This window comes from Castellaniella sp., assembly GCF_047971665.1.
Taxonomy (GTDB): Bacteria; Pseudomonadota; Gammaproteobacteria; order Burkholderiales; family Burkholderiaceae_B; genus Castellaniella.
This window is the reverse complement of sequence record NZ_JBKEAA010000003.1, coordinates 41,604-62,572: the sequence shown is the minus strand read 5'-3', so window position 1 is coordinate 62,572 and position 20,969 is coordinate 41,604. Positions and strand designations below refer to the sequence as shown.

Annotated in this window: 19 protein-coding genes; 13 read left to right on the top strand and 6 right to left on the bottom strand. The window is 67.7% G+C overall.

Going from position 1 to position 20,969, the window contains the following annotated elements; genetic code table 11:
* Positions 1 to 12: 12 nt before the first annotated feature.
* Genes ACK5JE_RS00675 through ACK5JE_RS00665 form a run of 3 tightly spaced genes read left to right on the top strand, consistent with a single transcriptional unit; the run spans position 13 to position 1,749 of the window.
* Positions 13 to 222 carry a zinc-finger domain-containing protein gene (locus ACK5JE_RS00675; protein ID WP_416799792.1) on the top strand — a complete coding sequence of 70 codons (210 nt, stop codon included), beginning with the start codon at positions 13 to 15 and terminating at the stop codon, positions 220 to 222.
* On the top strand, positions 212 to 655 hold the full coding sequence (locus ACK5JE_RS00670; protein WP_416799791.1) for a YybH family protein: 444 nt from the start codon (positions 212 to 214) through the stop codon (positions 653 to 655). The genes ACK5JE_RS00675 and ACK5JE_RS00670 overlap by 11 nt, the downstream gene beginning before the upstream one ends.
* 8 nt (positions 656 to 663) lie before the next feature.
* Entirely contained in the window at positions 664 to 1,749 is a 1,086-nt protein-coding gene (locus tag ACK5JE_RS00665) for a YheT family hydrolase (RefSeq protein ID WP_416799790.1), read from the top strand.
* An 18-nt stretch (positions 1,750 to 1,767) separates the two neighbouring features.
* Here the strand turns inward: ACK5JE_RS00665 and ACK5JE_RS00660 are convergent, their stop codons facing one another.
* Both ACK5JE_RS00660 and ACK5JE_RS00655 read right to left on the bottom strand, forming a co-directional pair.
* Positions 1,768 to 3,249 carry a M48 family metalloprotease gene (locus tag ACK5JE_RS00660; protein WP_416799789.1) on the bottom strand — a complete coding sequence of 494 codons (1,482 nt, stop codon included), beginning with the start codon at positions 3,247 to 3,249 and terminating at the stop codon, positions 1,768 to 1,770.
* 31 nt (positions 3,250 to 3,280) lie between these two features.
* Positions 3,281 to 4,138 (bottom strand): cytochrome c oxidase assembly protein, encoded by an 858-nt coding sequence (locus ACK5JE_RS00655; protein ID WP_416799809.1) that lies wholly within the window; start codon positions 4,136 to 4,138, stop codon positions 3,281 to 3,283.
* 138 nt (positions 4,139 to 4,276) lie between these two features.
* On the opposite strand from ACK5JE_RS00655, the gene ACK5JE_RS00650 reads away from it, so the two are divergent.
* From ACK5JE_RS00650 to ACK5JE_RS00615, 8 genes are all read left to right on the top strand, one after another.
* Positions 4,277 to 5,428, top strand: a complete 1,152-nt coding sequence (locus ACK5JE_RS00650; RefSeq protein ID WP_416799788.1) for a monooxygenase — start codon at positions 4,277 to 4,279, stop codon at positions 5,426 to 5,428.
* A 37-nt stretch (positions 5,429 to 5,465) separates the two neighbouring features.
* Positions 5,466 to 6,476 carry a tRNA dihydrouridine synthase DusB gene (gene dusB / locus ACK5JE_RS00645; protein WP_416799787.1) on the top strand — a complete coding sequence of 337 codons (1,011 nt, stop codon included), beginning with the start codon at positions 5,466 to 5,468 and terminating at the stop codon, positions 6,474 to 6,476.
* A gap of 18 nt (positions 6,477 to 6,494) precedes the next feature.
* Positions 6,495 to 6,734, top strand: coding sequence for a helix-turn-helix domain-containing protein (locus ACK5JE_RS00640; RefSeq protein ID WP_416799786.1), 240 nt, complete (start codon positions 6,495 to 6,497; stop codon positions 6,732 to 6,734).
* Positions 6,735 to 6,838: 104 nt separating this feature from the next.
* Positions 6,839 to 8,434 carry a bifunctional phosphoribosylaminoimidazolecarboxamide formyltransferase/IMP cyclohydrolase gene (gene purH / locus ACK5JE_RS00635; protein ID WP_416799785.1) on the top strand — a complete coding sequence of 532 codons (1,596 nt, stop codon included), beginning with the start codon at positions 6,839 to 6,841 and terminating at the stop codon, positions 8,432 to 8,434.
* Between the two features lie 13 nt (positions 8,435 to 8,447).
* Positions 8,448 to 8,996, top strand: coding sequence for a crossover junction endodeoxyribonuclease RuvC (ruvC, locus tag ACK5JE_RS00630; RefSeq protein ID WP_416799784.1), 549 nt, complete (start codon positions 8,448 to 8,450; stop codon positions 8,994 to 8,996).
* A 61-nt stretch (positions 8,997 to 9,057) separates the two neighbouring features.
* Positions 9,058 to 9,642, top strand: coding sequence for a Holliday junction branch migration protein RuvA (gene ruvA, locus ACK5JE_RS00625; RefSeq protein ID WP_416799783.1), 585 nt, complete (start codon positions 9,058 to 9,060; stop codon positions 9,640 to 9,642).
* Between the two features lie 11 nt (positions 9,643 to 9,653).
* Positions 9,654 to 11,591 carry a DNA helicase RecQ gene (gene recQ, locus ACK5JE_RS00620; protein ID WP_416799782.1) on the top strand — a complete coding sequence of 646 codons (1,938 nt, stop codon included), beginning with the start codon at positions 9,654 to 9,656 and terminating at the stop codon, positions 11,589 to 11,591.
* Positions 11,567 to 12,856 carry an MFS transporter gene (locus ACK5JE_RS00615; RefSeq protein ID WP_416799808.1) on the top strand — a complete coding sequence of 430 codons (1,290 nt, stop codon included), beginning with the start codon at positions 11,567 to 11,569 and terminating at the stop codon, positions 12,854 to 12,856. Before recQ ends, ACK5JE_RS00615 begins: the two co-directional genes overlap by 25 nt.
* 40 nt (positions 12,857 to 12,896) lie before the next feature.
* On the opposite strand, the gene ruvB is transcribed toward ACK5JE_RS00615, so the two are convergent.
* Genes ruvB through ACK5JE_RS00595 form a run of 4 tightly spaced genes read right to left on the bottom strand, consistent with a single transcriptional unit; the run spans position 12,897 to position 18,157 of the window.
* Positions 12,897 to 13,961 (bottom strand): Holliday junction branch migration DNA helicase RuvB, encoded by a 1,065-nt coding sequence (ruvB, locus tag ACK5JE_RS00610; protein ID WP_416799781.1) that lies wholly within the window; start codon positions 13,959 to 13,961, stop codon positions 12,897 to 12,899.
* A gap of 60 nt (positions 13,962 to 14,021) precedes the next feature.
* Positions 14,022 to 15,776 (bottom strand): ClcB-like voltage-gated chloride channel protein, encoded by a 1,755-nt coding sequence (locus tag ACK5JE_RS00605; protein ID WP_416799780.1) that lies wholly within the window; start codon positions 15,774 to 15,776, stop codon positions 14,022 to 14,024.
* Between the two features lie 3 nt (positions 15,777 to 15,779).
* A complete protein-coding gene (locus tag ACK5JE_RS00600) occupies positions 15,780 to 16,829 on the bottom strand; it encodes a cytochrome d ubiquinol oxidase subunit II (RefSeq protein ID WP_416799779.1) in 1,050 nt (349 codons plus the stop codon).
* The gene (locus ACK5JE_RS00595; RefSeq protein ID WP_416799778.1) at positions 16,826 to 18,157 is read right to left on the bottom strand and encodes a cytochrome ubiquinol oxidase subunit I; all 1,332 of its coding nucleotides are present in this window, start codon (positions 18,155 to 18,157) and stop codon (positions 16,826 to 16,828) included. Before ACK5JE_RS00595 ends, ACK5JE_RS00600 begins: the two co-directional genes overlap by 4 nt.
* 146 nt (positions 18,158 to 18,303) lie before the next feature.
* On the opposite strand from ACK5JE_RS00595, the gene ACK5JE_RS00590 reads away from it, so the two are divergent.
* Positions 18,304 to 20,055 (top strand): glutamine--tRNA ligase/YqeY domain fusion protein, encoded by a 1,752-nt coding sequence (locus ACK5JE_RS00590; RefSeq protein ID WP_416799777.1) that lies wholly within the window; start codon positions 18,304 to 18,306, stop codon positions 20,053 to 20,055.
* A 3-nt stretch (positions 20,056 to 20,058) separates the two neighbouring features.
* Positions 20,059 to 20,877: a septum site-determining protein MinC gene (minC, locus tag ACK5JE_RS00585; protein ID WP_416799776.1), complete on the top strand. Its 819-nt coding sequence runs from the start codon at positions 20,059 to 20,061 to the stop codon at positions 20,875 to 20,877.
* Positions 20,878 to 20,969: the final 92 nt, after the last annotated feature.

Here is a 20,969-nt window from a genome sequence, read left to right as displayed (position 1 = left end):
TCAGGAAACACCATGAGCAGCGTGCCCGAAACCGCCCACTCCCAAGATATCGTCGAAGTCGGCGCCGCCGACCTGCCGGTCTACTGCCCCGGCCCCAAAGCACCGCTTTGGAGCCAGCACCCGCGCATCTACATCGAGGTCGTCAAGAATCACGTGGCCCGCTGCCAGTACTGCGGCACCCGCTATGCCCTGCGCGAGGGCGAAAAGGTGCATGGCCACTGAACCCACGCCCATGTTCCCCACGCCCGAAGAGGCCGAATACGCCTTCTACGAGGCCATGCGCCAGGGGGATGCGGCGCAGATGATGCGCGTCTGGAGCGACGACGAGGACGTGGTCTGCATCCACCCGGGCAGTCTGCGAACCCTCGGCCCCGGAGCCATCCGGGAAGCCTGGGAACATCTTTTCACCAGCGGTCCGATCAGCGCCTTCCCGGCGCAGGTCAAAGCCATGACCGGGGTGATGAGCGCCGTCCACGTGCTGATCGAACAGATCATCGTGAATACGCCACGTGGCAAGGACACCGTGAATTTCTACGCCACCAACATCTACCAGAAAGGCCCGGAAGGCTGGCGGATGATCGTGCACCATGCCTCGCCCGCACCCCGCGAGGCCGATCTGTTCGACCGCCCCGACGCCTCCCGCACCCTTCACTGACGGACGACATGAGCGCACGCATCGATGCCGGTCCGTATCCCGTACCGGCCTGGTTGCCGGGCGGACACGTCCAGACACTTTACGGGGCCTTCTGCGCCCAGCACCCCACCCTGCATTTCGTGCGCGAACGGGTCGACACGCCGGACGGCGATTTCGTCGACCTGGACTGGTGCGGGCCGGGCCTGAATCCCAACCAGCGGCCAGACGGCCAGGCCTCCCCGCACGAATCCAGCCTGGTGGGCACCGCAGCGCACCGCTGGATCGAAGACGGCGATCAGGCCGTCCTGGCGGGCGACGGCCCCGCCCTGGTACTGTTCCATGGCCTCGAAGGCAGCAGCCTGAGCCCCTACATGCAGACGATCGCGCACGCCCTGCGGGCCGCCGGCTGGATCGTGGCGGCGGCGCACTTTCGCGGCTGTTCGGGCGTCCCCAACCGCCTCGCGAGGGCCTACTACAGCGGCGACTCGGCCGAGATCGACTTCATCATCGGTCACGTTCGCGCGCGGCTGCCCGGGGCCAGCCTGCATGTCGCCGGCATTTCACTGGGTGGCAATGCGCTGCTCAGGCTGCTGGGCGAGTCGGGCGCCCCTGTGCATGGCCTGCGGGCCGCCGCCGCGATCTCCGTGCCGATGGATCTGGCCGCGTGCGGCGGACGCCTGTCGGACACCCTGTGGGGACGACAGATATATTCCCGCTATTTCCTGCGCAGCATGTGCCGCAAGATCTTCGACAAGGCCCGCGAATTCCCCGGCCTGGTGGACGTGTCGCGCGCCCGGAACCTGCGCACGCTGCGCGAGTTCGACGATTTGTACACCGCCCCCATGCACGGTTATCACAATGCGCTGGACTACTGGACACGCGCCTCCAGCCTGCCGCTGCTGGCGTCGATCCGCACTCCCACCCTGGTGCTGAATGCTCGCAACGATCCTTTCGTGCCAGAAGCCTCGCTGCCGGGCTCGCATGATGCGTCCGATGATGTGCTGTTGCATCAACCGGCCCAGGGCGGGCATGCCGGTTTCGTCACCGGCATGTTTCCGGGCAACCTGCGCTGGCTGCCCGCACGGCTGCTGCAGTTTTTCAGCGCCGGCAACTGAGTCGCCGCCGGCCCGCGCCTAGCGCTTGAATGGCTCCAGCAGCGCGCGCTGGTTGTCCAGCTGCGCGCGCAAGGCGCGGATGCGCATGTCCAGCCGTGACTGCGTGTAGAAATCCTTCGACTGGGCGCGTGCCTGCTGCAGATGCTCGACCGCGGTGGGCAGGGCTCCGGTCTGCTCGAAATAGCTCGCCATGGCTTCGTTGGCCTCGACCTTGCGCCCCATACGCTGCAGACTGGTCGCCAGCAGTTTCTGGAATTCAGGGATGTCCGGCCACTGCTTGGTGACGGTCCGCAGAAAGGCCGCGGCGGCCTCGTCCTTGCCGGCCCGCTGCAAGGCGCGGGCCCGCTCGTCGGCGACCCCCTGGCTGCGGGGCCAGCGCTTCCAGGCGGCCGCCGAGGCCTCCACGGCGGCTGACGCCCCCTGGACACCGGCCAGCTGGATCGCCAGCATGTCCAGCTGCGGCGCGCCCTGGGCGGCCTGCGCCTGCGCCAGTTGCGCGCGCGCGCCCGCCAGATCACCCGCCGCCTGGGCCAGCGAAGCCAGTCCGTACAGGGCCGCCGCCTGACGAACGCCCCTGAGTTCGCGCGCCTCGCTGTGCAGTGTCTGCTGCAAACGCTGGCGGGCCGCATGGTCCCGTGCCTGGATCAGCGCCAGCCGGGTCCGCACGAACCAGAATTCGGCATCGAGCCGCACGGGCGCCGGCGGCTGGCCTTCGATCCGGTTCTCGATATCCGACAGGCGCTGAATGGACAGCGGGTGCGTCGACGCGTAACCGCCGCCCGAGCCTTCATTCAGACGCGAAGCATTCATCAGGCGGCGGAACATGGCCAGCATGCCCTGCGGCTCGAAGCCTGCCTGACGCATCATCTGCAACCCGGCCCGGTCGGCCTCCTGCTCCGCGCTTCGTGAAAAGCCGAGCTGTTGATCGATCGCGGCCGCCTGCCCAAAAGTGGCGACCCCCATGGCGAGATCGCCCTGTCCGGCCAACGCCGCCAGCAACGCCCCGATCAGGGCGGCCACCATGATGCCCGTCCCCTGGGACTGCTGCGAGATGCCCCGGGCGATATGGCGCTGCATGACGTGACCGATTTCGTGCGCCAACACACCGGCCAGCTCGGATTCGCTCTGCGCTCCGACCACCAGCCCGCTGTGCACGCCGATGAAGCCGCCCGGCAGGGCAAAGGCATTGATCGAAGGATCTCGCACGGCAAACACCGTGATGTCCTGGGTCAGGGCCTGCGGTGCGCGGGCGGCCAGCCGCCGGCCGAGCATGGTCAGATACTGATTGATGTCCAGGTCATTGACATAGGTGGGATCCTGGCGGCCCTGCTCCATGATCGCCTGGCCCAGAGCGCGTTCCACGATCGGAGACAGCTCCGCCGACGAGGCGGCCCCCATCGAAGGCAGGCCGACGGGTTGGCTCCAGGAGGGCAACGCGCCCGCTGTCAGCGCACCGGCCAGACACAGGCCCACGCCCGCGCGTCGCATCCAGCGTCTCATGAAAAAACCCCCGGCCACAGCCATCCCCGCATCAAGCCACCCCCGCATGCCGGGCGACCTGGCGCCGGCGTCGTGGCGGCGGCAGACGATTGCGCGCGGACAGCCGCATCAGGGTGCCCAACGCCACCAGCAGGCCAAACGTCTCGATCAGGCCTGCCGGCACCCACATGATCAACCCCCCGAGCACCTGATCGTCGACGGCGCTGAAATCCGTCAGCGCACGCCCGCACAGGTCGAAAACAGGATAAAGGTCGTGTTCGGAAAACGCGATCACGGCGCCGGCAACCATCTGCGGCGCCATGGTGAAAATCGGAGAAAGAATCCGTCTTCCGGGCGACATCGCTGCCGGCGGATGGGGCCGCCGATCCAGAATCAGATTCCAGTACAGCAAGCCGGTGATGACCACCGACCAGTTCATGAGCCGGTACAGCCGCCAGTCGAGCATGGAATAAAACTGCACAGTCGGCTCGAGCCAGACCAGCACCATCAGCAGGAACAGCAGGGGAATCAGGTAGCGGTGCGTGGCCAGCGCCTCCAGCACGCGCACGGGCCTTGTGCGGCGAGCCGCCGCCAGCCGGACCCGCCAGGGCAGCGACAGACCGGCCCGCATGACCTGGCCCGGGTAGGCGCCCATGATCAGCAGCGGCCCCAGATGATGCAGCACCAGATGCTGCAGGCGATGGATGAAGAACATGCGCTCGGCGTAGTAGTCCAACTGCGTGTGCATGGACAGGTACAACGTCACCCAGCCGATCCAGAACAGGCACTTGCGCACCGCCCCGACATGGTGGACGCGGCAGCCACGCACGAAAAGCCATGCCGACACCACGAGGGCCAGCACCAGGGCAGGCGAAAATTCCCAAGGCTGCAGCCAGGCAAGCACATCCATGACGAGCCGATTCATCCAGGATAAGTCATGACATTCGATCAGAGCCCATTCATGCCGATCGACGGAATCCCTCGATCAGCGAAAACTCGCCCTAGTTTAAAGCATTCTAAAATGACTCTTTTCGCCGTTCGAACTTCCATGGCCTCTCCGACCTACGACATCGCCATCCTGGGCTCCGGCCCGGTCGGCTGCGCACTTGCCCTGGGCCTGGCAAGCGCGGCGCCTGACCCCGCCCGCATCGCACTGATGGGGCCGGAGCCGACGCCGCGCCCGCCCGGCCAGACCATCGACCCGCGCGCCCTGGCGCTGAACCACGGCAGTCGCCGCTTCCTGGAGACGCTGGGCGCCTGGCCCGAACGCAGCGCCGACATCCTGACCGTGCACGTATCCCAAGCGGGTCACCTGGGGCGCACCCTGATCGACCAGGCCGAACTGGGGGTCCCCCGGCTGGGCTGCGTGACAGCCTATGACGACCTGCTCGACACCTTGCACGCCGCCGTCCGTCGCACCGGCATCACCCTGCTGACGGAACGGCCGCCACGGCCACTGGCGGGCTCGCCCGTGCAACTGCGGCTGGCGCAAGGCCCCTGCACGGCGCGCCTGGCCCTGCTGTCCGACGGCGCTCAGCCTGTGGGCCTGCGCCGCGAATACGGCCAGCACGCCGTGCTGGCCACTGTGCATGCCGCCGCCCCGGTCCCGGGACGCGCTTTCGAGCGCTTCACCCGCACCGGGCCGCTGGCCCTGCTGCCGCATCCCGCCGGCGACGCGCTTTACAGCCTGGTCTGGTGTGTGCCGCCCGACCGCGCCCAGGCGCTGTGCGGCCTGACCGACACGACATTCGACGCGGCCCTGCAGGCGGCCTTCGGTCAGCGCCTGGGTCGCTTGCGGCGGATGGACGCAGCCCATGCCTTTCCCTTGTCCCTGCATGCCGGGCCCAGTCTGCCGGGCCCGGGACTGGTGGCCGTGGGCAACGCCGCCCAGACCCTGCATCCGGTCGCGGGCCAGGGGCTGAATCTCGGCCTGCGGGACGCGGCCCAATTGGTTCAGGCGCTGCAACCCTGGCTGGCGACGCCGGACACCCCGATCCAGCCGTTGCTGGAACAGCATGCCCGCCGCCGCCGGGCGGATCGGACACTGACCCTGGCGGTCACCGATACCCTGCCACGCATCTTCGCCACAGCCAACCCGCTGGCACGTCATGCCTGCGGCCTGGGGCTGGCCGCCCTGGATCTGCTGCCGGCGCTGCGCAAGCCCCTGGCCCGTCATCTGCTGCAAGGCCAGCGCCGATAGGCATGCCCCGGGGCCGGACGGGCCTACAATGCCAGGCATGCGCATCGGATCCTGGACCCTGTCCCACCCCGTCTGCGTGGCTCCCATGGCGGGGGTCACCGACCGCCCCTATCGGCGCCTGTGCAAGGCGCTGGGGGCTGCCTATGCTGTCTCGGAAATGGCCGCCAGCAACCCCCGCCTGTGGGACAGCGTCAAGACCTCGCGCCGCCTGAACCACGACGGCGAACCCGACCCCGTGGCGGTGCAGATCGCCGGAGCCGACCCCGACATGCTGGCCGAGGCCGCCGTGTTCAACGTGCGCAAGGGTGCGCGCATCATCGACATCAACATGGGCTGCCCGGCCAAAAAAGTCTGCAACGTCGCATCCGGCTCGGCTCTTCTGCGCGACGAGAATCTGGTGGCCCGCATTCTGGATCGCGTGGTGTCGGCCTGCGCACCACTGGACGTGCCGGTAACACTGAAGACCCGCACGGGCTGGGACCGCAACACCCGCAACGCCGTGCGCATCGCCCGGCTGGCGGAGGACTGCGGCATTGCCGCCCTGACGCTGCACGGGCGCACCCGCTGCGACCTGTACACCGGGCAGGCAGAATATGACACCCTGCGCGAAGTCCGCCAGGCGATCCGCATTCCGCTGATCGCCAACGGCGACATCGATTCCCCGGAAAAGGCCCGCCTCGTCCTGGATTACACTGGAGCCGACGCCATCATGGTCGGCCGTGCCGCCCAGGGGCGGCCCTGGATCTTTCGCGAGATCGCCCATTACCTGGCGCATGGGACCCGCCTGCCACCGCCTACCTATGGCGAACTGCGCGAACATTTGCTGGGCCACCTGGACGACCACTATGCTTTCTATGGCGAACGCACCGGTGTGCGCAGCGTCCGCAAGCACATCGGCTGGTATCTGGCGAACCTGCCGGACGCAGACACGCTGTTGCCACGCATCATGGCGCTCGACAGCACGGCGCTACAATCGGACGCCCTGCGGCGCTGGTTCGACGAACGCCCTGCGGATGCGGTCCTGGAGACCACGCCTTTTCATCATTGATTTTCCGATCGACCCGACATGAGTACCACCACCCCCCTGGAACACGCCGTCCGCGAACAGCTCGAACGCTATTTCGAGGATCTGGGCGACGCCACCCCGCACGACATGCTGTCCATGGTCGGCCTGTGCGTCGAGCGTACCGTCCTGGAAGTCGCGCTGGAGCGCACCGGGGGCAACCAGACACGCGCGGCCGACATGCTCGGCATCACGCGCGGCACCCTGCGCAAAAAACTCCAGGCGCACCAGATCCAGGCGTAGCACGTGTCCACACGGCATACACCCGGCCTATCGAATCGCGCGGACAGATCCCGGATGCCACTGTTTCACGCCCTCCTCTTCTCCTTTCTTTCACCATTGCCGAGATGACCCTCAAGACCGCTCTGATCTCTGTGTCCGATAAATCGGGCATCGTCGAATTCGCCCAGGCCCTCACCCAGCGCGGCGTCGCCCTCCTGTCGACAGGGGGCACCGCCCGCCTGCTGGCCGACGCCGGCCTCCAGGTCACCGAAGTCGCCAACCACACCGGTTCACCGGAAATCCTGGACGGCCGGGTCAAGACCCTGCATCCACGCATCCACGGCGGCCTGCTGGCACGCCGCGACGATCCAGCCCACCTGCGCACGCTGGAAGAACAGGACATCCCGCCCATCGATCTGCTGGTGGTCAATCTGTATCCCTTCCAGCAGACCATCGCACGGCCCGACTGCATCCTGGCCGACGCCATCGAAAACATCGACATCGGCGGCCCGGCCATGTTGCGCTCGGCGGCAAAGAACCACGGATCGCCCGATGGTGGTGGTGTCACCGTCGTGATCGATCCAGCCGACTATCCCCGCGTCCTGGCCGACCTGGACAGCCCGGCCGGACTGCCGTCCTATGGTCTGCGTCTGGAACTGGCCGCCAAGGTCTACGCCCACACCGCCGCCTATGACGGCGCCATTGCCAGCTATCTCAGCAGCCTGGCGACGCGCGAACCCGCGCCCGCCGAGGTGCCGCAACGCGAGGCATGGCCGCGTGTGCTGACCGTGCAGATGCACCGCGAACAGCCCTTGCGCTACGGCGAAAACCCGCACCAGGGTGCCGCCTTCTATCGCGACATGCGGGTGGGCAAGGGCCTGCTGGCGGGCTACCGCCAGATCCAGGGCAAGGAACTGTCCTACAACAACATCGCCGATGCCGACGCGGCCTGGGAATGCGTGCGCAGCTTCCAGACGGGCGCCTGCGTCATCGTCAAGCACGCCAACCCTTGCGGCGTGGCCCTGGGCGCCGATGCCCTGGCGGCCTATCGTCAGGCCTTCAGGACCGACCCGACGTCGGCCTTCGGCGGCATCATCGCCTTCAACACCACGGTCGACGAGGCCGCCGCGCAGGCCGTGAGCGAGCAATTCCTGGAAGTCCTGATCGCGCCCGCCTACACCGGCGCCGCGCTGAACCTGCTGGCCGCCAAGAAAAACGTCCGCGTGCTCGAAGTCCCGCTGGGCGCCGCTCACAACCCCTTCGACCTGAAGCGCGTCGGCGGCGGCTGGCTGGCGCAGGACCCGGACCATCTGCAGGCCACCGAAGCCGATGTGCGCGTCGTCACACGACTGACACCCAGCGCAGAGCAGATGCGCGACCTGCTGTTCGCCTGGAACGTCGCTCAGTTCGTCAAGTCCAATGCCATCGTGTTCTGCGGCCAGGGCATGACCCTGGGCGTGGGCGCCGGCCAGATGAGCCGCATCGACTCGGCCCGCATCGCCTCCATCAAGGCCGAAAAGGCCGGCCTGACGCTGCGGGGTTCCGCCGTCGCATCGGACGCCTTCTTCCCGTTCCGGGACGGTCTGGACGTGGTGGCCGACGCTGGCGCGACCTGCGTCATCCAGCCGGGCGGCAGCATCCGGGATGATGAAGTCATCGCGGCCGCCGATGAGCGCGGCATCGCCATGGTCTTCACCGGCACGCGTCATTTCCGTCACTGAGCCCGGGACAGCCATGATCATTCTGGGGGTCGATCCAGGGCTCAGGCGCACGGGTTTCGGCGTCATCGAAGCCCAGGGAGCGCGGCTGCGTTACGTGGCCAGCGGCACGATCGTCGTGCCGCCCGCCCTGCCCCTGCATGGACGCCTCAAGGTCATTCTGGACAATCTGCGCGAAGTCGCCCGCGATGCGCGGCCGGATCAGGCGGCGCTAGAAAAAGTCTTCCTCAACGCCAATCCCGCCTCGACCCTGCTGCTGGGCCAGGCCCGCGGCGCCGCCCTGTGCGCCCTGGCTGATTGCGGCCTGGACGTCCATGAATACACTGCATTGCAGATCAAGAAAGCCGTGGTCGGCACCGGTCGCGCCTCCAAGGAGCAGATCCAGACCATGGTGCGCCACCTGCTGTCGCTCGACGGCGAGCCCGCCGCCGATGCCGCCGATGCCCTGGCCTGCGCCATCTGCCATGCCCACTGCGCCCCGCTGGCCGGACGGCTGCAGACGTTGGCGCCGGAGACCCTGACCACGGGCCGGCGACGCCTGCGCACCGGCCGCCTGGTGTCCTGATGAACATTCTCTCTTTCATGCGGTCCGCTGCCCGCATTCACCCGGAACGACGGAGCCTGCCATGATCGGCCGCATCACCGGAACCCTGATCGAGCTGTCCCCTCCCACCGTCTGCGTCCAGACGGGCGGTCTGGGCTACGAAATCGACGTGCCCATGAGCACGCTCTACAAGCTGCCCCCCGTCGGGCAGAACGTGACCCTGCACACCCACCTGGCGATCCGCGAAGATGCGCATGTGCTCTACGGCTTTGCCACGCCGGCCGAACGCAGCGCCTTCCGGGCGCTGATCAAGGTCAGCGGCATCGGCGCGCGCACGGCCCTGGCCATGCTGTCGGGCCTGAGCGTGGAAGATCTGGCCGATGCGGTCGAGCGGCAGGACTCCGGCCGCCTGGTCAAGGTGCCCGGCATCGGCAAGAAGACCGCCGAACGCCTGTTGCTGGAATTGCGCGACAAACTCGGCGCCGCCTCGGGGCCGACACGCCCGGGCGGCGCGCCGGCCGACACGAGCGGCAGCGACGTGCTCAATGCGCTTCAGGCCCTGGGCTATTCTGCCGCCGAAGCCCGCCGCGCCATGACCGCGCTGCCCGAAGGTCTGAATGTGTCCGAAGGCATCCGTCAGGCGCTGAAGATCCTGGCGCGGGGCTAGGCCTGTCCCCCATGCATGGTGATGATCTGATCCCTTTCCGGGACGAGGATGGCCAGCCCGTGCCGACCTCGTCGCCCACCGCCCGGCGCGGGCACGCCGACCCGCGACCGTCCGGGCAGCCGCCGCGCCACGCCACCGCCCTGGATGCCCTGCGCGAGGTATTCGGCTATGACGCCTTCCGGGGAGAACAGCAGGCCATCATCGAGCACATCATCGGCGGCAGCGACGCTCTGGTGCTGATGCCCACGGGCGGCGGCAAGTCGCTGTGCTACCAGATTCCCGCCCTGGTGCGCCCGGGCACGGGCATCGTCATCTCGCCGCTGATCGCCCTGATGCAGGACCAGGTCGATGCCCTGCTGGAACTCGGCGTGCGCGCCGCCTTCCTGAACTCGTCGCAAACCCTCGGACAGGCCCGCGAAGTCGAGCGGGCCTTCGTGCGCGGCGAACTGGATCTGCTGTACGTCGCGCCGGAACGCCTGCTGACCCCACGCTGCCTGGATCTGCTGAATGCCGGATGCATCGCCCTGTTTGCCATCGATGAGGCCCACTGCGTATCGCAATGGGGCCACGACTTCCGCCCCGAATATCAGGAGCTGAAATTGCTGGCCGAGCGCTGGCCCGACGTGCCGCGTGTCGCCCTGACCGCCACGGCCACAGCCGCCACGCGCGCCGACATCGTCGCCTGCCTGTCGCTGGACGAGGCTCCGCACTTCATTGCCAGTTTCGACCGACCCAACATCCGCTACAGCATCATCGAAAAACACGAGGTGCGGCGCCAGTTGCTCGACTTCATCCGCGCCGAGCACGCCGGGGAATGCGGCATCGTCTACGCCCTGTCGCGCTCGCGGGTCGAACAGACGGCGGAATTCCTGTCCCGCAACGGCATTGCGGCCCTGCCCTACCATGCCGGGCTGGATGCCCGGACCCGCGCCGAACACCAGGCCCGGTTCCTGCGCGAGGACGGCGTCGTCATGGTCGCCACCATCGCCTTTGGCATGGGCGTCAACAAACCCGACGTGCGTTTCGTCGCGCATATCGACCTGCCCAAATCCATCGAGGGCTACTACCAGGAAACCGGACGCGCCGGCCGCGACGGCCTGCCCGCGGATGCCTGGCTGGCCTATGGCCTGCAGGACGTGGTGCAACAGCGGCGCATGATCGATGATTCCGAGGGAAATTCCCTGCATCAGCGCCGCCAGAGACACCAGCTCGATGCCATGCTGGCCCTGTGCGAGACCGTCACCTGCCGGCGCCAGGACCTGCTGGCTTATTTCGGACAGGCCATCGCTCCCTGCGGCAACTGCGACACCTGCCAGGAACCTCCCGCCGCCTGGGATGGCACGGTCGCCATGCAGAAACTGCTGTCGGCCGTCTACCGCCTGTGGCGCGAACGCGGCCAGCGTTTCGGCGGCGGCCACCTGATCGACATCCTGCGCGGCCAAATGACGGATCGGGTCAAACAGCACGGGCACGATGCGCTCAGTGTCTTTGGCGTGGGGGAAAATCTGTCGGTGGACGCCTGGCGAGGCATTCTGCGTCAGGCGCTGGCGCTGGGCCTGCTGACCGTCGATCTGGAAGGCTACGGCACGCTGGCGCTGACCGATGCCAGCCGCGCCGTGCTCAAGGGCGAACGCACCCTGATGCTGCGTCCGGTCGCCACGAAACGCGTCAAGCCCAGCCGTCACCGCACCACCACGGCAGCACAGCTGGATGCCCTCCCGCCCGACGCCCTGGCCCGCTTCGAGCACTTGCGCGCCTGGCGCGGACGCACGGCGCGCGAGCATAATGTACCGGCTTACGTGATCTTTCATGATGCCACGCTGCGCGAGATCGCCCTGCGCAATCCGGACAGCCTGGATGCCCTGGCCAGCATCAGCGGCGTGGGCGCACGCAAGCTGGAAACCTACGGCCCCGACGTGATCGCCTGCGTCGGCCAGATCCGCGACTGAGGCCCGTCCGGCCAGGGCCTGCGTCACTTGTCGTCAGACCCCGATGGCCCAGGACGATCCTTATCGATACCGCCTCCTCCGCGCCGAATCCCGCCCCGCAAGCCGCCACCACCTGGCTGCTGAGCGCCTGCTGTTTCGCCAGCATCGCCTCGATGCGGGCCTGCGACACCTTGCTGCCCGCGATCGGCGCGGAATTCTCCGTCAGCACCGGCGAGGCCGCCCGGACCGTGTTCACGTTCGCCATTGCCTACGGCATCTTCCAGTTGTGCTTCGGCCCGCTGGGTGACCGCTACGGCAAGCTGCGGATCATCTCCCTGTGCGCCCTGGCCTGCGTCATCGGCAACAGCCTCGCCTTCACGGCCATGAGTCTGGACGGGCTGGTCACGGCCCGTATCCTGTCGGGCGCCAGCGCCGCCGGGATCTTTCCGCTGGCCATGGCGTGGATCGGCGACAACGTGCCCTACGAAACCCGCCAGACCGCGCTGGCCCGCCTGGTGAGCGCCAGCGTGACCGGTGTGCTGGCCGGGCAATGGCTCAGCGGCCTGATCGCCGAATGGGCCGACTGGCGCTATACCTTTATGGCGCTGGCGGTGGCCTTCCTGGGAGCCGGCAGCCTGCTGCTGAGAACCGCCCTCGCAGGTGCGCGGCTGCCTCGATCGACGACAGCCGCGCTGCCCCCGCGACAGGCGCTGCGAGAGATCCTGGCCTCGTCCACGGCCCGCTCGATCCTGACCGTGACCACCATCGAAGGCGCGCTGGCCTTTGGCGCCCTGGCCTTCATTCCCAGCCTCCTGCAACGCCACCACGACGTCTCCCTGGCCATGGCGGGCGGCATCGCGGCCTGTTACGGCATCGGCGGCTTCGTCTATGCGCGCCTGGCCGCGCGCCTGGTCAAACGCCTCGGCGAACCCGGCCTGGCGCGCCTGGGCGGCCTGCTGCTGTGCGTGGGCTTCGTGTCTTTTGCCTATGCCCCCAGCCTGGTCTTGACCCCGCTGGCCTGCGCGCTGGCCGGTTTCGGGTTCTACGGCCTGCACAACACCCTGCAAACCCAGGCCACACAGATGGCGCCTGGCGCGCGCGGGATGGCCATGTCTCTGTTCGCCTGTGTGCTGTTCCTGGGGCAGTCCGTGGGCGTGATCGCGGCGGCCTGGGTGGCCGATCACGGCCAGGACACCTGGATTTTTGCGCTGGCCGGCGGCGGGCTGCTGATCCTGGCCCAGCTTGTCGCGCACCGCACACGGGCGAGCCAACGGCTGGCGGGCTGAATCCTCGAGGCACGCATGCGGCGGCCCTCGCGCGGGCGGCCTAGAACAGCTCCGGTTCGCCACCCCCGGCCGCAGGGGCCTTCAGCCCCAGGTGCTGCCAGCAGCGACGCGTGGCCATGCGGCCGCGCGGGGTGCGCTGCAAGTAACCGTGCTGGATCAGGTAGGGCTCGATGACATCCTCGATGGTGTCGCGCTCCTCGCCAATGGCGGCGGCCAGACTGTCCACGCCCACGGGGCCGCCGTCGAATTTGTGGACGATGGCCTCGAGCAGCTTGCGATCCATCAGGTCAAGCCCCTGGGGATCCACCTCGAGCATGGCCAGCGCCGCCTGCGCCGTGCCGGTGTCGATGCGCCCGCCCGCCCGCACATCGGCGTAATCGCGTACCCGGCGCAGCAGCCGGTTGGCGATACGCGGCGTGCCGCGCGAACGACGGGCGATTTCGGCCGCGCCGTCATCGGTGGCATCCGCCCCCAGCAGCCCGGCGCTGCGCCGCACGATATGAGCCAGTTCGTCGGCCGAATAGAACTCCAGCCGCGAGACGATGCCGAACCGGTCGCGCAGAGGATTGGTCAGCATGCCGGCGCGGGTGGTCGCCCCCACCAGGGTGAAGGGCTGCAGATCGATCTTGACGCTGCGGGCGGCGGGCCCCTCGCCGATCAGGATGTCGATCTGGAAATCCTCCAGCGCGGGATAGAGGATTTCCTCGACGACCGGAGACAGGCGATGGATCTCGTCGATGAACAGGACGTCGTTGCGCTCGAGATTGGTCAGCATGGCGGCCAGGTCGCCGGGGCGCTCCAGCACCGGGCCGGAAGTCTGACGCAACTGCACGCCCATCTCATGGGCCACGATGTGCGCCAGCGTGGTCTTGCCCAGGCCCGGCGGGCCGAACAACAGCACGTGATCCAGGGATTCGCCGCGCTGCCGGGCCGCCGCGATGAAGATGTCGAGCTGTTCGCGCACCCGCTGCTGGCCGACGTAGTCCCCCAGGGACCTGGGCCGCAGGGCGCGTTCGACGGAGTCCTCGGCGCGCGAAGCCACATCCGGCGTCACCAGACGGGGTTCGGGCGGACGAGCCGAGAGGGAATCTGCTTGGATGGCCATGAAAAGACTGTGTTGATATCCAGTATCGGGATTATGCCATCACCATCATGCCGCCGGCCATCACGACCGTCCCCGGCGCGGCGACAGCACAAAATCCGCTTCCCCGTCCAGTGCGCGCTTCAATTGCGAATAGCGCTCCAGCAGGTCGGATTTGTAGACCACCCCCAGCAGCCGGGCGGGCCGGTCACGACTGATCACCGGCAGCCGTTCCCCCTGAAAGGCGCTGAACTGCGACTGGGCCTCGTCCAGACTCAGGTCGGGATACAGGGGCTTGACGAACTCCAGGCGCAGCACCTCCCCGCAGGTCTTGGATTGCACGTCGGTCTCGGCCAGCATCATGCGGGTCAGGTCCTGCTGGGCAATCACCCCCTGCCAGGCCCCCTCGGCGTCGGTCACATACAGATATTTGACCGGGTAGTCCAGGAACATCTCCTGCGCGCGCCGCACCGGCGCATCGGTGCGGATCACGGTTTCGGCCGGCCGCATCAGGCTGTCCAGCCGGGCATGGCGCAGCTCCTGGCGCAGCTCCTGATTGTCCTCATGATGCAGGGTCACCTGGTACATCACCGCCTGAGCCAGGCCGCGCGACACGAAATACGCCGCCACGCAGGCCAGCACCAGCGGCAGCACCATCTGGTAGCTGAGCGTCATCTCGAAAATCATCAGGATCGCCATGAAAGGCGCGCTGGTCGCCGCGGCCAGAAAAGCGCCCATGCCCACCAGCGCCAGGACGGCTCCATGACCGGCCAGCGTGGGCCAGACGACCCCCAGTCCCTGGGCGAACAAGGTGCCCAGGGCCGCGCCGACGAACAGGGTCGGGGTGAACACCCCGCCCACGGCGCCCGACCCTGCCGTCAGCGCCGTCGCCAGCACCTTGAGCAACAGAATCGACAGCACGACCTGCCATGCCTGGGGCTGGTGCAGCAGGGACGTCACCACGCTGTAGCCATTGCCTGCCATCTGCGGCATGAAGACCAGCACGCCGCCCAGCAGCAAACCGCCCAGGGTCAGACGCAAGGGCAGCGGCAGGCCGGTGCGGCCGAACAGCGATTTCACCCCATGAATGCAGCGCAGAAACTGGGGCGCCCCCACACCGGCCAGAATGCCCAGGGCCAGGCTGGGCAACAGCAGATCGGCCGAGACGGCCTCGAGATCCGGCATGGCATAAAGCGCCATGTAATGGCCGCTGAGCCGCATGACCAGATTCGACACGGCGGCCGCCACCAGCAGCGGACCGAAATTCTGGAAGGACATGGAGCCGAGAATGATCTCGCCCACGAAGACCGCGCCGGCAATCGGGGCGCCATAGGCGGCGGACACCCCGGCCGCCGCGCCACAGGCCACCAGCAAGCGCAGGCGCGCCGTGCCGGCGCGCAGCAACCGCCCCAGGACGGACGCCCACAGGGCGGCCAGGTGCACCATCGCGCCCTCGCGACCAATGGAGCCTCCCGTGGCGACCGTGCACAGCGAAGACAAAGACCGCAAGACCCCCTGGCGCACGGACATCCGCCCATCCCCGATGGCCACGGCCTCCATGTAATCGGAATGCGCGTCACGCGAAACGCGGCGGGCTGCCACGAGCAATCCGCCCGCGCACAGGCCGCCGACGACCGGCGTCATGAGCCGCAGCCACCAGGGCAGTTCTCGCATCACCTGGGTGATGGCCCCCGAGTGTCCGGCGAACAGCCACTGGATCGCCTGGATGCCGGCATGAAAGGCGATCGTCACCACCGCGCCGCCCACACCGGCCAGGGCCGCCCAGCACAGCACGGCAACCGCGCCATCCGCCCGCAGATGCAGATCCGGCCCGGGCATCGCCTAGGGCCTGAAGTCCGGAGGGCTGGGGGGGCGGGAACGTCCCAGCATGCGCCAGTACACCCAGAAATTGAAGATCAGCGCCACCGGCAATGCGATCACGGTGGCCGACAGGGCCAGACGCAGCGTGGCCACCGGCGCGGCAGCATCCCATAACGTGATCTCGTCGAGCACCAGGTAGGGGAAGAAGCTGTAGGCGAGACCGCCCAGCATGATCAGGACAATGGTCATGACGAGCGCATAGGGCAGCGCCGAAGCGCGGTAGCTGTGGTTGATCATCCGCTGCAGTGTCATTTCCGTCACCACGAAGCACACCAGCAGCGTGCCCCAGACCAGCGCGACCGCCAGCCAGTGCAGGCCATCGCCCCATTTCAGGAAGACCCCGGCATTGGAAAAATCCAGCACGACCGACACCCCCACAGTGCCCACGGCCCCCCACCGCAACGTGCGCCGGGCCCAGCTCACGGCGCGCACGCGCAGTTCGCCCGCCTCGCGCATCATCAGCCAGGCCGCGCCCAGCAGGCTGTACACCGCCACGGCGCAGCCGCCCATCAGGATCGCGAAGCCCGTGTAGCCCCCGCCCGGCTGATACGCCACCGCCACCCGCGCCAGGATGAAGCCATGGGAAAACGCGACCAACACGGCGCCCACGCCGAAGCCGAACTGCCAGCGTCCTTGATGCGCAGCAGGCGCCCGCAGACGCCATTCAAAGCACACGGAGCGCAGCATCGTGCCCAGGGCCAGCAACGACAGCGGCAGATACAGGCGTCCCAGGGTCTGGGGCCAGGCTAGGGGAAAAGCCACCGCGAACAGGCCGACGCCGAGGAATATCCAGAATTCATTGGCATCGCGCCAGGGGCTCAGCAAGGACAGCATGCGCGGCCGCAGGGCGGACGGCGCCACCAGGGACACACAGCCCACACCGATGTCGAAACCATCGAGCAGCACGCCGGCCATGAGGATGCCGAAAAACACGATCATCAGCGCCAGGGGGATCCAGAAGGCCGGATCCTGGGCGCCCAGGCCCAGCAAGGCTGCCAGAGAATCGATCATGCGCGCCCCCGACGACGGGCCACCGGCACCACGCCAAAGCGGGTGGTGTGTCGCAGCAGCTGATAAAAGCCCGTGGCCAGCGCACCATAGACCACGAGTTGCAGGCCCAGAACGGCGGCAAGAGCCGCCTCGCCCGTATCCGTGCCGATCTCACGCAGCGAGACCGTGCCTTGAATGGCATACGGCAGATTGCCGACCAGCAGGTGTCCCCAGCCCGTCACCTGCAGGAGCACGGCCAGCCAGGCCAGCGCGCGCAAGCCGATGCGCCCGGCGCGCGACAGGTTGTCGGGCTCGTAGCCCAGACGACGCCCTCGCCACCATGCCCGGCCGGCCAGCAAGGCCAGCACGCCGGTCAACACAACGGCCAACCGCGCCGACAGGTAGGTGATCAGCAAAGGAGGATGCATGCCCTTCAGATCGTTCAATCCCCGCAGCGGGCCAGCCGCCGGCAACCCTGCCCAGTCCGGCCAGTCCGAGAGCTGCGTCGATCGCCACGCCTCGCCGCCCCGGGCGTCAGCGGGCCAGAGTTCCAGGGATGGACGCTCGGGCGGACCACTGTTCCATTGCGGCACGACAGCGGCGACACGCGCCGGCTGCAGCGGCAGCAACTGGCGCCCCAGCACGGCAACCAGGAGCGCCTGCACGATCAGGGACAGCAGCACCAGCCGCAGCCCCCAGGCGTAGACGATGCGATCCCCCGCATCGCTGGGACGGTCCCGGGTGCGCAAGGCGGTCACGGCCAGCATCAGCGTCGCCACGAGCAGCAGGCCACCGACCAGCATCACCCCGAACAGCACGGGCGCGATCCCGCCCAGCATATCCAGCCAGTGCGCCACCTGGTAGCGGCCTTCGTTCAGGACCGCGCCAACCGGCCACTGCAGCCAGGCCAGCAACACCATGATCCACCAGACCGTGAGCGACGTGCCCACGGCCACCGCGCCCACGATCAGCGCATGCATCCGGTCGGACAGAGAACGCTGTCCATACAGCATGGCGCCCAGAAAGCAGGATTTGAAGATGAAAGCCGTCAGCACCGCCATGCCCACCAGCGGGCCCGCGACCTCTCCGGCTCGATCCATGAAGCCCGGCCACAGCGTACCCAACTGCAGCAGCAGCGGCAGGCTGGCGGCAAACCCGAGGATCAGGGACAGGGCGAACACCCGCACCCAGAAACGATAGGCGAGCAACGCCGCCTGGCTGCGGCCGGCGAACAGGCGAAAGCCGAACAAAATCCAGGCCAGCCCCAGTTCAAGCGCCAGGAAAAACAGTCCGAATCCCAAGCTCAGGTAAAACTGGGAAAGCGACAGAACCCATGCGGTTTGCGTCATAATGTGCGCTAGTTTATCTGAACCCCCGTATAGATGAGCCCACTTTGCATGTCGGAGCGCGTTTCCCCGCCCTGGACGAGCATGGCAAAATGACGGGTTCATCCTTTTGCCCATAACAGCCCCAGAGGCCAGTCCACCCCCGCACCATGACCACCGATTCCGCGCCTGCCTCGAATTTCCTGCGCACTCTCATCGACAACGACCTGAAATCCGGTCGCTACCAGGACAGGCAATGGGCGCTTCCGCCCAGCCCGGCGGAGGTCCGCCGGGCTGGCGCGCCCGATCCCGCCCGCATCCGCACCCGCTTTCCGCCCGAGCCCAACGGCTACTTGCATATCGGCCATGCCAAGAGCATCTGCCTGAATTTTGGCCTGGCGCGCGATTACCAAGGCATCTGCCACCTGCGCTTCGACGACACCAACCCCGAAAAAGAAGAAAACGAATACGTCCACGCCATCATCGAGATGGTGCGCTGGCTGGGCTTCGACTGGACGCAACACGGCGTGGAACACTGTTTCTATGCCAGCGACTATTTCGAGACCCTGTACCGCTGCGCCGAGACCCTCGTTCAGGCCGGCCATGCCTATGTGGACGAGCAGTCCGCCGACGAAATGCGCGCCACCCGCGGCACGCTGACCGAGCCGGGGACCGATTCTCCCTGGCGCGACCGTCCCGCTGCCGAATCCCTGGCGCTGCTGCGCGACATGCGCGCCGGCAAATTTCCGGACGGCCGCATGGCCCTGCGCGCGCGCATCGACATGGCCTCGCCCAACATCAATCTGCGCGACCCGGTGCTCTACCGCATCCGCCATGCGACCCACCACCGGACCGGCGATGCCTGGTGCATCTACCCCATGTACGCCTGGGCGCATCCGGTCGAGGACGCGCTGGAAGGCATCACGCACAGCATCTGCACCCTCGAATTCGAGGACCAGCGCCCCTTCTATGACTGGATCCTGGAACGCCTGGCCGAACTGGGTGAGCTGGCGGCACCGCTGCCGCATCAGCACGAATTCGCGCGCCTGAACCTCAACTACGTCGTCACCAGCAAGCGCAAGCTGCGTCAGCTGGTCGAGGAAAACCATGTCAACGGCTGGGACGATCCGCGCCTGCCGACCCTGGCCGGTCTGCGCCGCCGGGGCTACACGCCCGGCGCCATCCGCCTGTTCTGCGAACGCCTGGGGGTCTCCAAGGCGGACTCACGAATCGACTACAGCAGCCTGGAGTTGGCCCTGCGCGACGATCTGGATCCTGTCGCGCCCCGCGCCGTGGCCGTGCTCGATCCGCTCAAACTCGTCATCACCAACTTTCCGGAAAATCACGCCGAGCCCTGTTCCGCGCCGCTCAATCCGCACGATCCGGACGGTGCCCGCCGCGCATTCCCCTTCACACGCGAACTCTGGATCGAACGCGACGATTTCCGGGAAGAACCGCCCAAAAAATATTTCCGCCTGTTCCCGGGCAACCTGGTGCGGCTGAAATACGGCTATGTCGTGCGCTGTACCGGGTTCATCAAAAACCCCCAGGGTGAAATCGTCGAGGTCCACGCCGAATACCTGCCTGACACGCGCAGCGGCACACCGGGCGCCGATGCCGTCAAGGTCAAAGGCACGGTCACCTGGGTCAGCGCGGCCCATGCCGTTCCCGCCGAGATCCGCCTGTATGACCGGCTGTTCACCGAACCTCATCCGGACGGCGGCGACCGGGATTTCCTGCAAGCCATCAATCCCGACTCCATCAAGATCGTGAACGGCTGGCTGGAACCAGGCACACGGGCCGAGCCCGGCGCGACCTGGCAATTCGAGCGCCTGGGCTATTTCGTCGCGGATCGTGAGGACTCCACGCCCGAGCGCCCCGTGATCAACCGCGCCGTCACGCTGCGCGACACCTGGGTCTGAACCATGGCCAAAACCGCCGCCGCCCTGGATTTCAAAAGCGCCTCTCTCCATGTCCTGCGGGCCGTTCTGCACACGGCCGACACGGCTGAGCTGACACAGGCGCTGGATCAGCGCATGAAAGAAGCCGGGGCCTTCTACGAGAATGAGCCGGTGGTGCTCGACGCCCAGGAGCTGGATCAGGCGCCCGACTGGCAGGCCCTGGCCGAAGCCCTGCGCCGCCATCACCTGCACCCCATCGGCGTCCGGGCGCCCGAATCCTTGCAGGCTTCGGCCCACCAGGCCGGCCTGGCTCCCCTGGACATCTCCACGGGCCGGCAAGCGCCAGGCCGCGCGGCCACGCCGGCTACCGACAGCCAGCCACCGAGCATGCCGCAAGCCCCCGCGCAACAGCCGACGGCCCGCAGTGGCGACCCGGCCGCCCCCGGCCACGATGCCGACACGCACAGGACGTCGTCCTCCGCCAGCGCCGAACCGCAAACCGAGACCCTGGTGATCCGTCACCCGCTGCGCTCCGGCCAGCGCATCTACGCGCGCGGCGGCGACCTGATCGTCATGGGAATGGTCAGCCAGGGGGCCGAAGTCATCGCCGACGGACACATCCACGTCTACGGTCCGCTGCGCGGCAAGGCCATGGCCGGCGCGCGCGGCAATCCGCGCGCCATGATCCTGACCACCCAGCTCGATCCGGAACTGCTGGCGATTGCCGGCGTCTACCGGGTCGTCGAGACCCGGCTGCCCGAATCACTGCACAACCGGCCCGCCCAGATCGAACTGGACGGCGACACGCTGCGCATCCGGGCCCTGCTGGGCGGGGGACATTGAGCGGGCGGCCCGCAGCGGGCGGCCGCTTCGTGCGCCACCATCCACCGGCATCGATCCCATGCCCGGATACGTGGTCACATCCAGACACGCTC

Excerpts from the sequence above, each read along its gene's own strand:
- ACK5JE_RS00595 (WP_416799778.1), bottom strand. The coding sequence starts at position 18,157 with ATGACGCAAACCGCATGGGTTCTGTCGCTTTCCCAGTTTTACCTGAGC.
- ACK5JE_RS00650 (WP_416799788.1), top strand. The coding sequence starts at position 4,277 with ATGGCCTCTCCGACCTACGACATCGCCATCCTGGGCTCCGGCCCGGTC.
- minC (WP_416799776.1), top strand. The coding sequence starts at position 20,059 with ATGGCCAAAACCGCCGCCGCCCTGGATTTCAAAAGCGCCTCTCTCCAT.
- ACK5JE_RS00655 (WP_416799809.1), bottom strand. The coding sequence starts at position 4,138 with ATGGATGTGCTTGCCTGGCTGCAGCCTTGGGAATTTTCGCCTGCCCTG.
- ACK5JE_RS00660 (WP_416799789.1), bottom strand. The coding sequence starts at position 3,249 with ATGAGACGCTGGATGCGACGCGCGGGCGTGGGCCTGTGTCTGGCCGGT.
- purH (WP_416799785.1), top strand. The coding sequence starts at position 6,839 with ATGACCCTCAAGACCGCTCTGATCTCTGTGTCCGATAAATCGGGCATC.
- ruvA (WP_416799783.1), top strand. The coding sequence starts at position 9,058 with ATGATCGGCCGCATCACCGGAACCCTGATCGAGCTGTCCCCTCCCACC.
- ACK5JE_RS00665 (WP_416799790.1), top strand. The coding sequence starts at position 664 with ATGAGCGCACGCATCGATGCCGGTCCGTATCCCGTACCGGCCTGGTTG.
- ACK5JE_RS00605 (WP_416799780.1), bottom strand. The coding sequence starts at position 15,776 with ATGCCCGGGCCGGATCTGCATCTGCGGGCGGATGGCGCGGTTGCCGTG.
- ruvB (WP_416799781.1), bottom strand. The coding sequence starts at position 13,961 with ATGGCCATCCAAGCAGATTCCCTCTCGGCTCGTCCGCCCGAACCCCGT.
- ruvC (WP_416799784.1), top strand. The coding sequence starts at position 8,448 with ATGATCATTCTGGGGGTCGATCCAGGGCTCAGGCGCACGGGTTTCGGC.
- ACK5JE_RS00670 (WP_416799791.1), top strand. The coding sequence starts at position 212 with ATGGCCACTGAACCCACGCCCATGTTCCCCACGCCCGAAGAGGCCGAA.
- ACK5JE_RS00590 (WP_416799777.1), top strand. The coding sequence starts at position 18,304 with ATGACCACCGATTCCGCGCCTGCCTCGAATTTCCTGCGCACTCTCATC.
- dusB (WP_416799787.1), top strand. The coding sequence starts at position 5,466 with ATGCGCATCGGATCCTGGACCCTGTCCCACCCCGTCTGCGTGGCTCCC.
- ACK5JE_RS00675 (WP_416799792.1), top strand. The coding sequence starts at position 13 with ATGAGCAGCGTGCCCGAAACCGCCCACTCCCAAGATATCGTCGAAGTC.
- ACK5JE_RS00600 (WP_416799779.1), bottom strand. The coding sequence starts at position 16,829 with ATGATCGATTCTCTGGCAGCCTTGCTGGGCCTGGGCGCCCAGGATCCG.
- ACK5JE_RS00640 (WP_416799786.1), top strand. The coding sequence starts at position 6,495 with ATGAGTACCACCACCCCCCTGGAACACGCCGTCCGCGAACAGCTCGAA.
- recQ (WP_416799782.1), top strand. The coding sequence starts at position 9,654 with ATGCATGGTGATGATCTGATCCCTTTCCGGGACGAGGATGGCCAGCCC.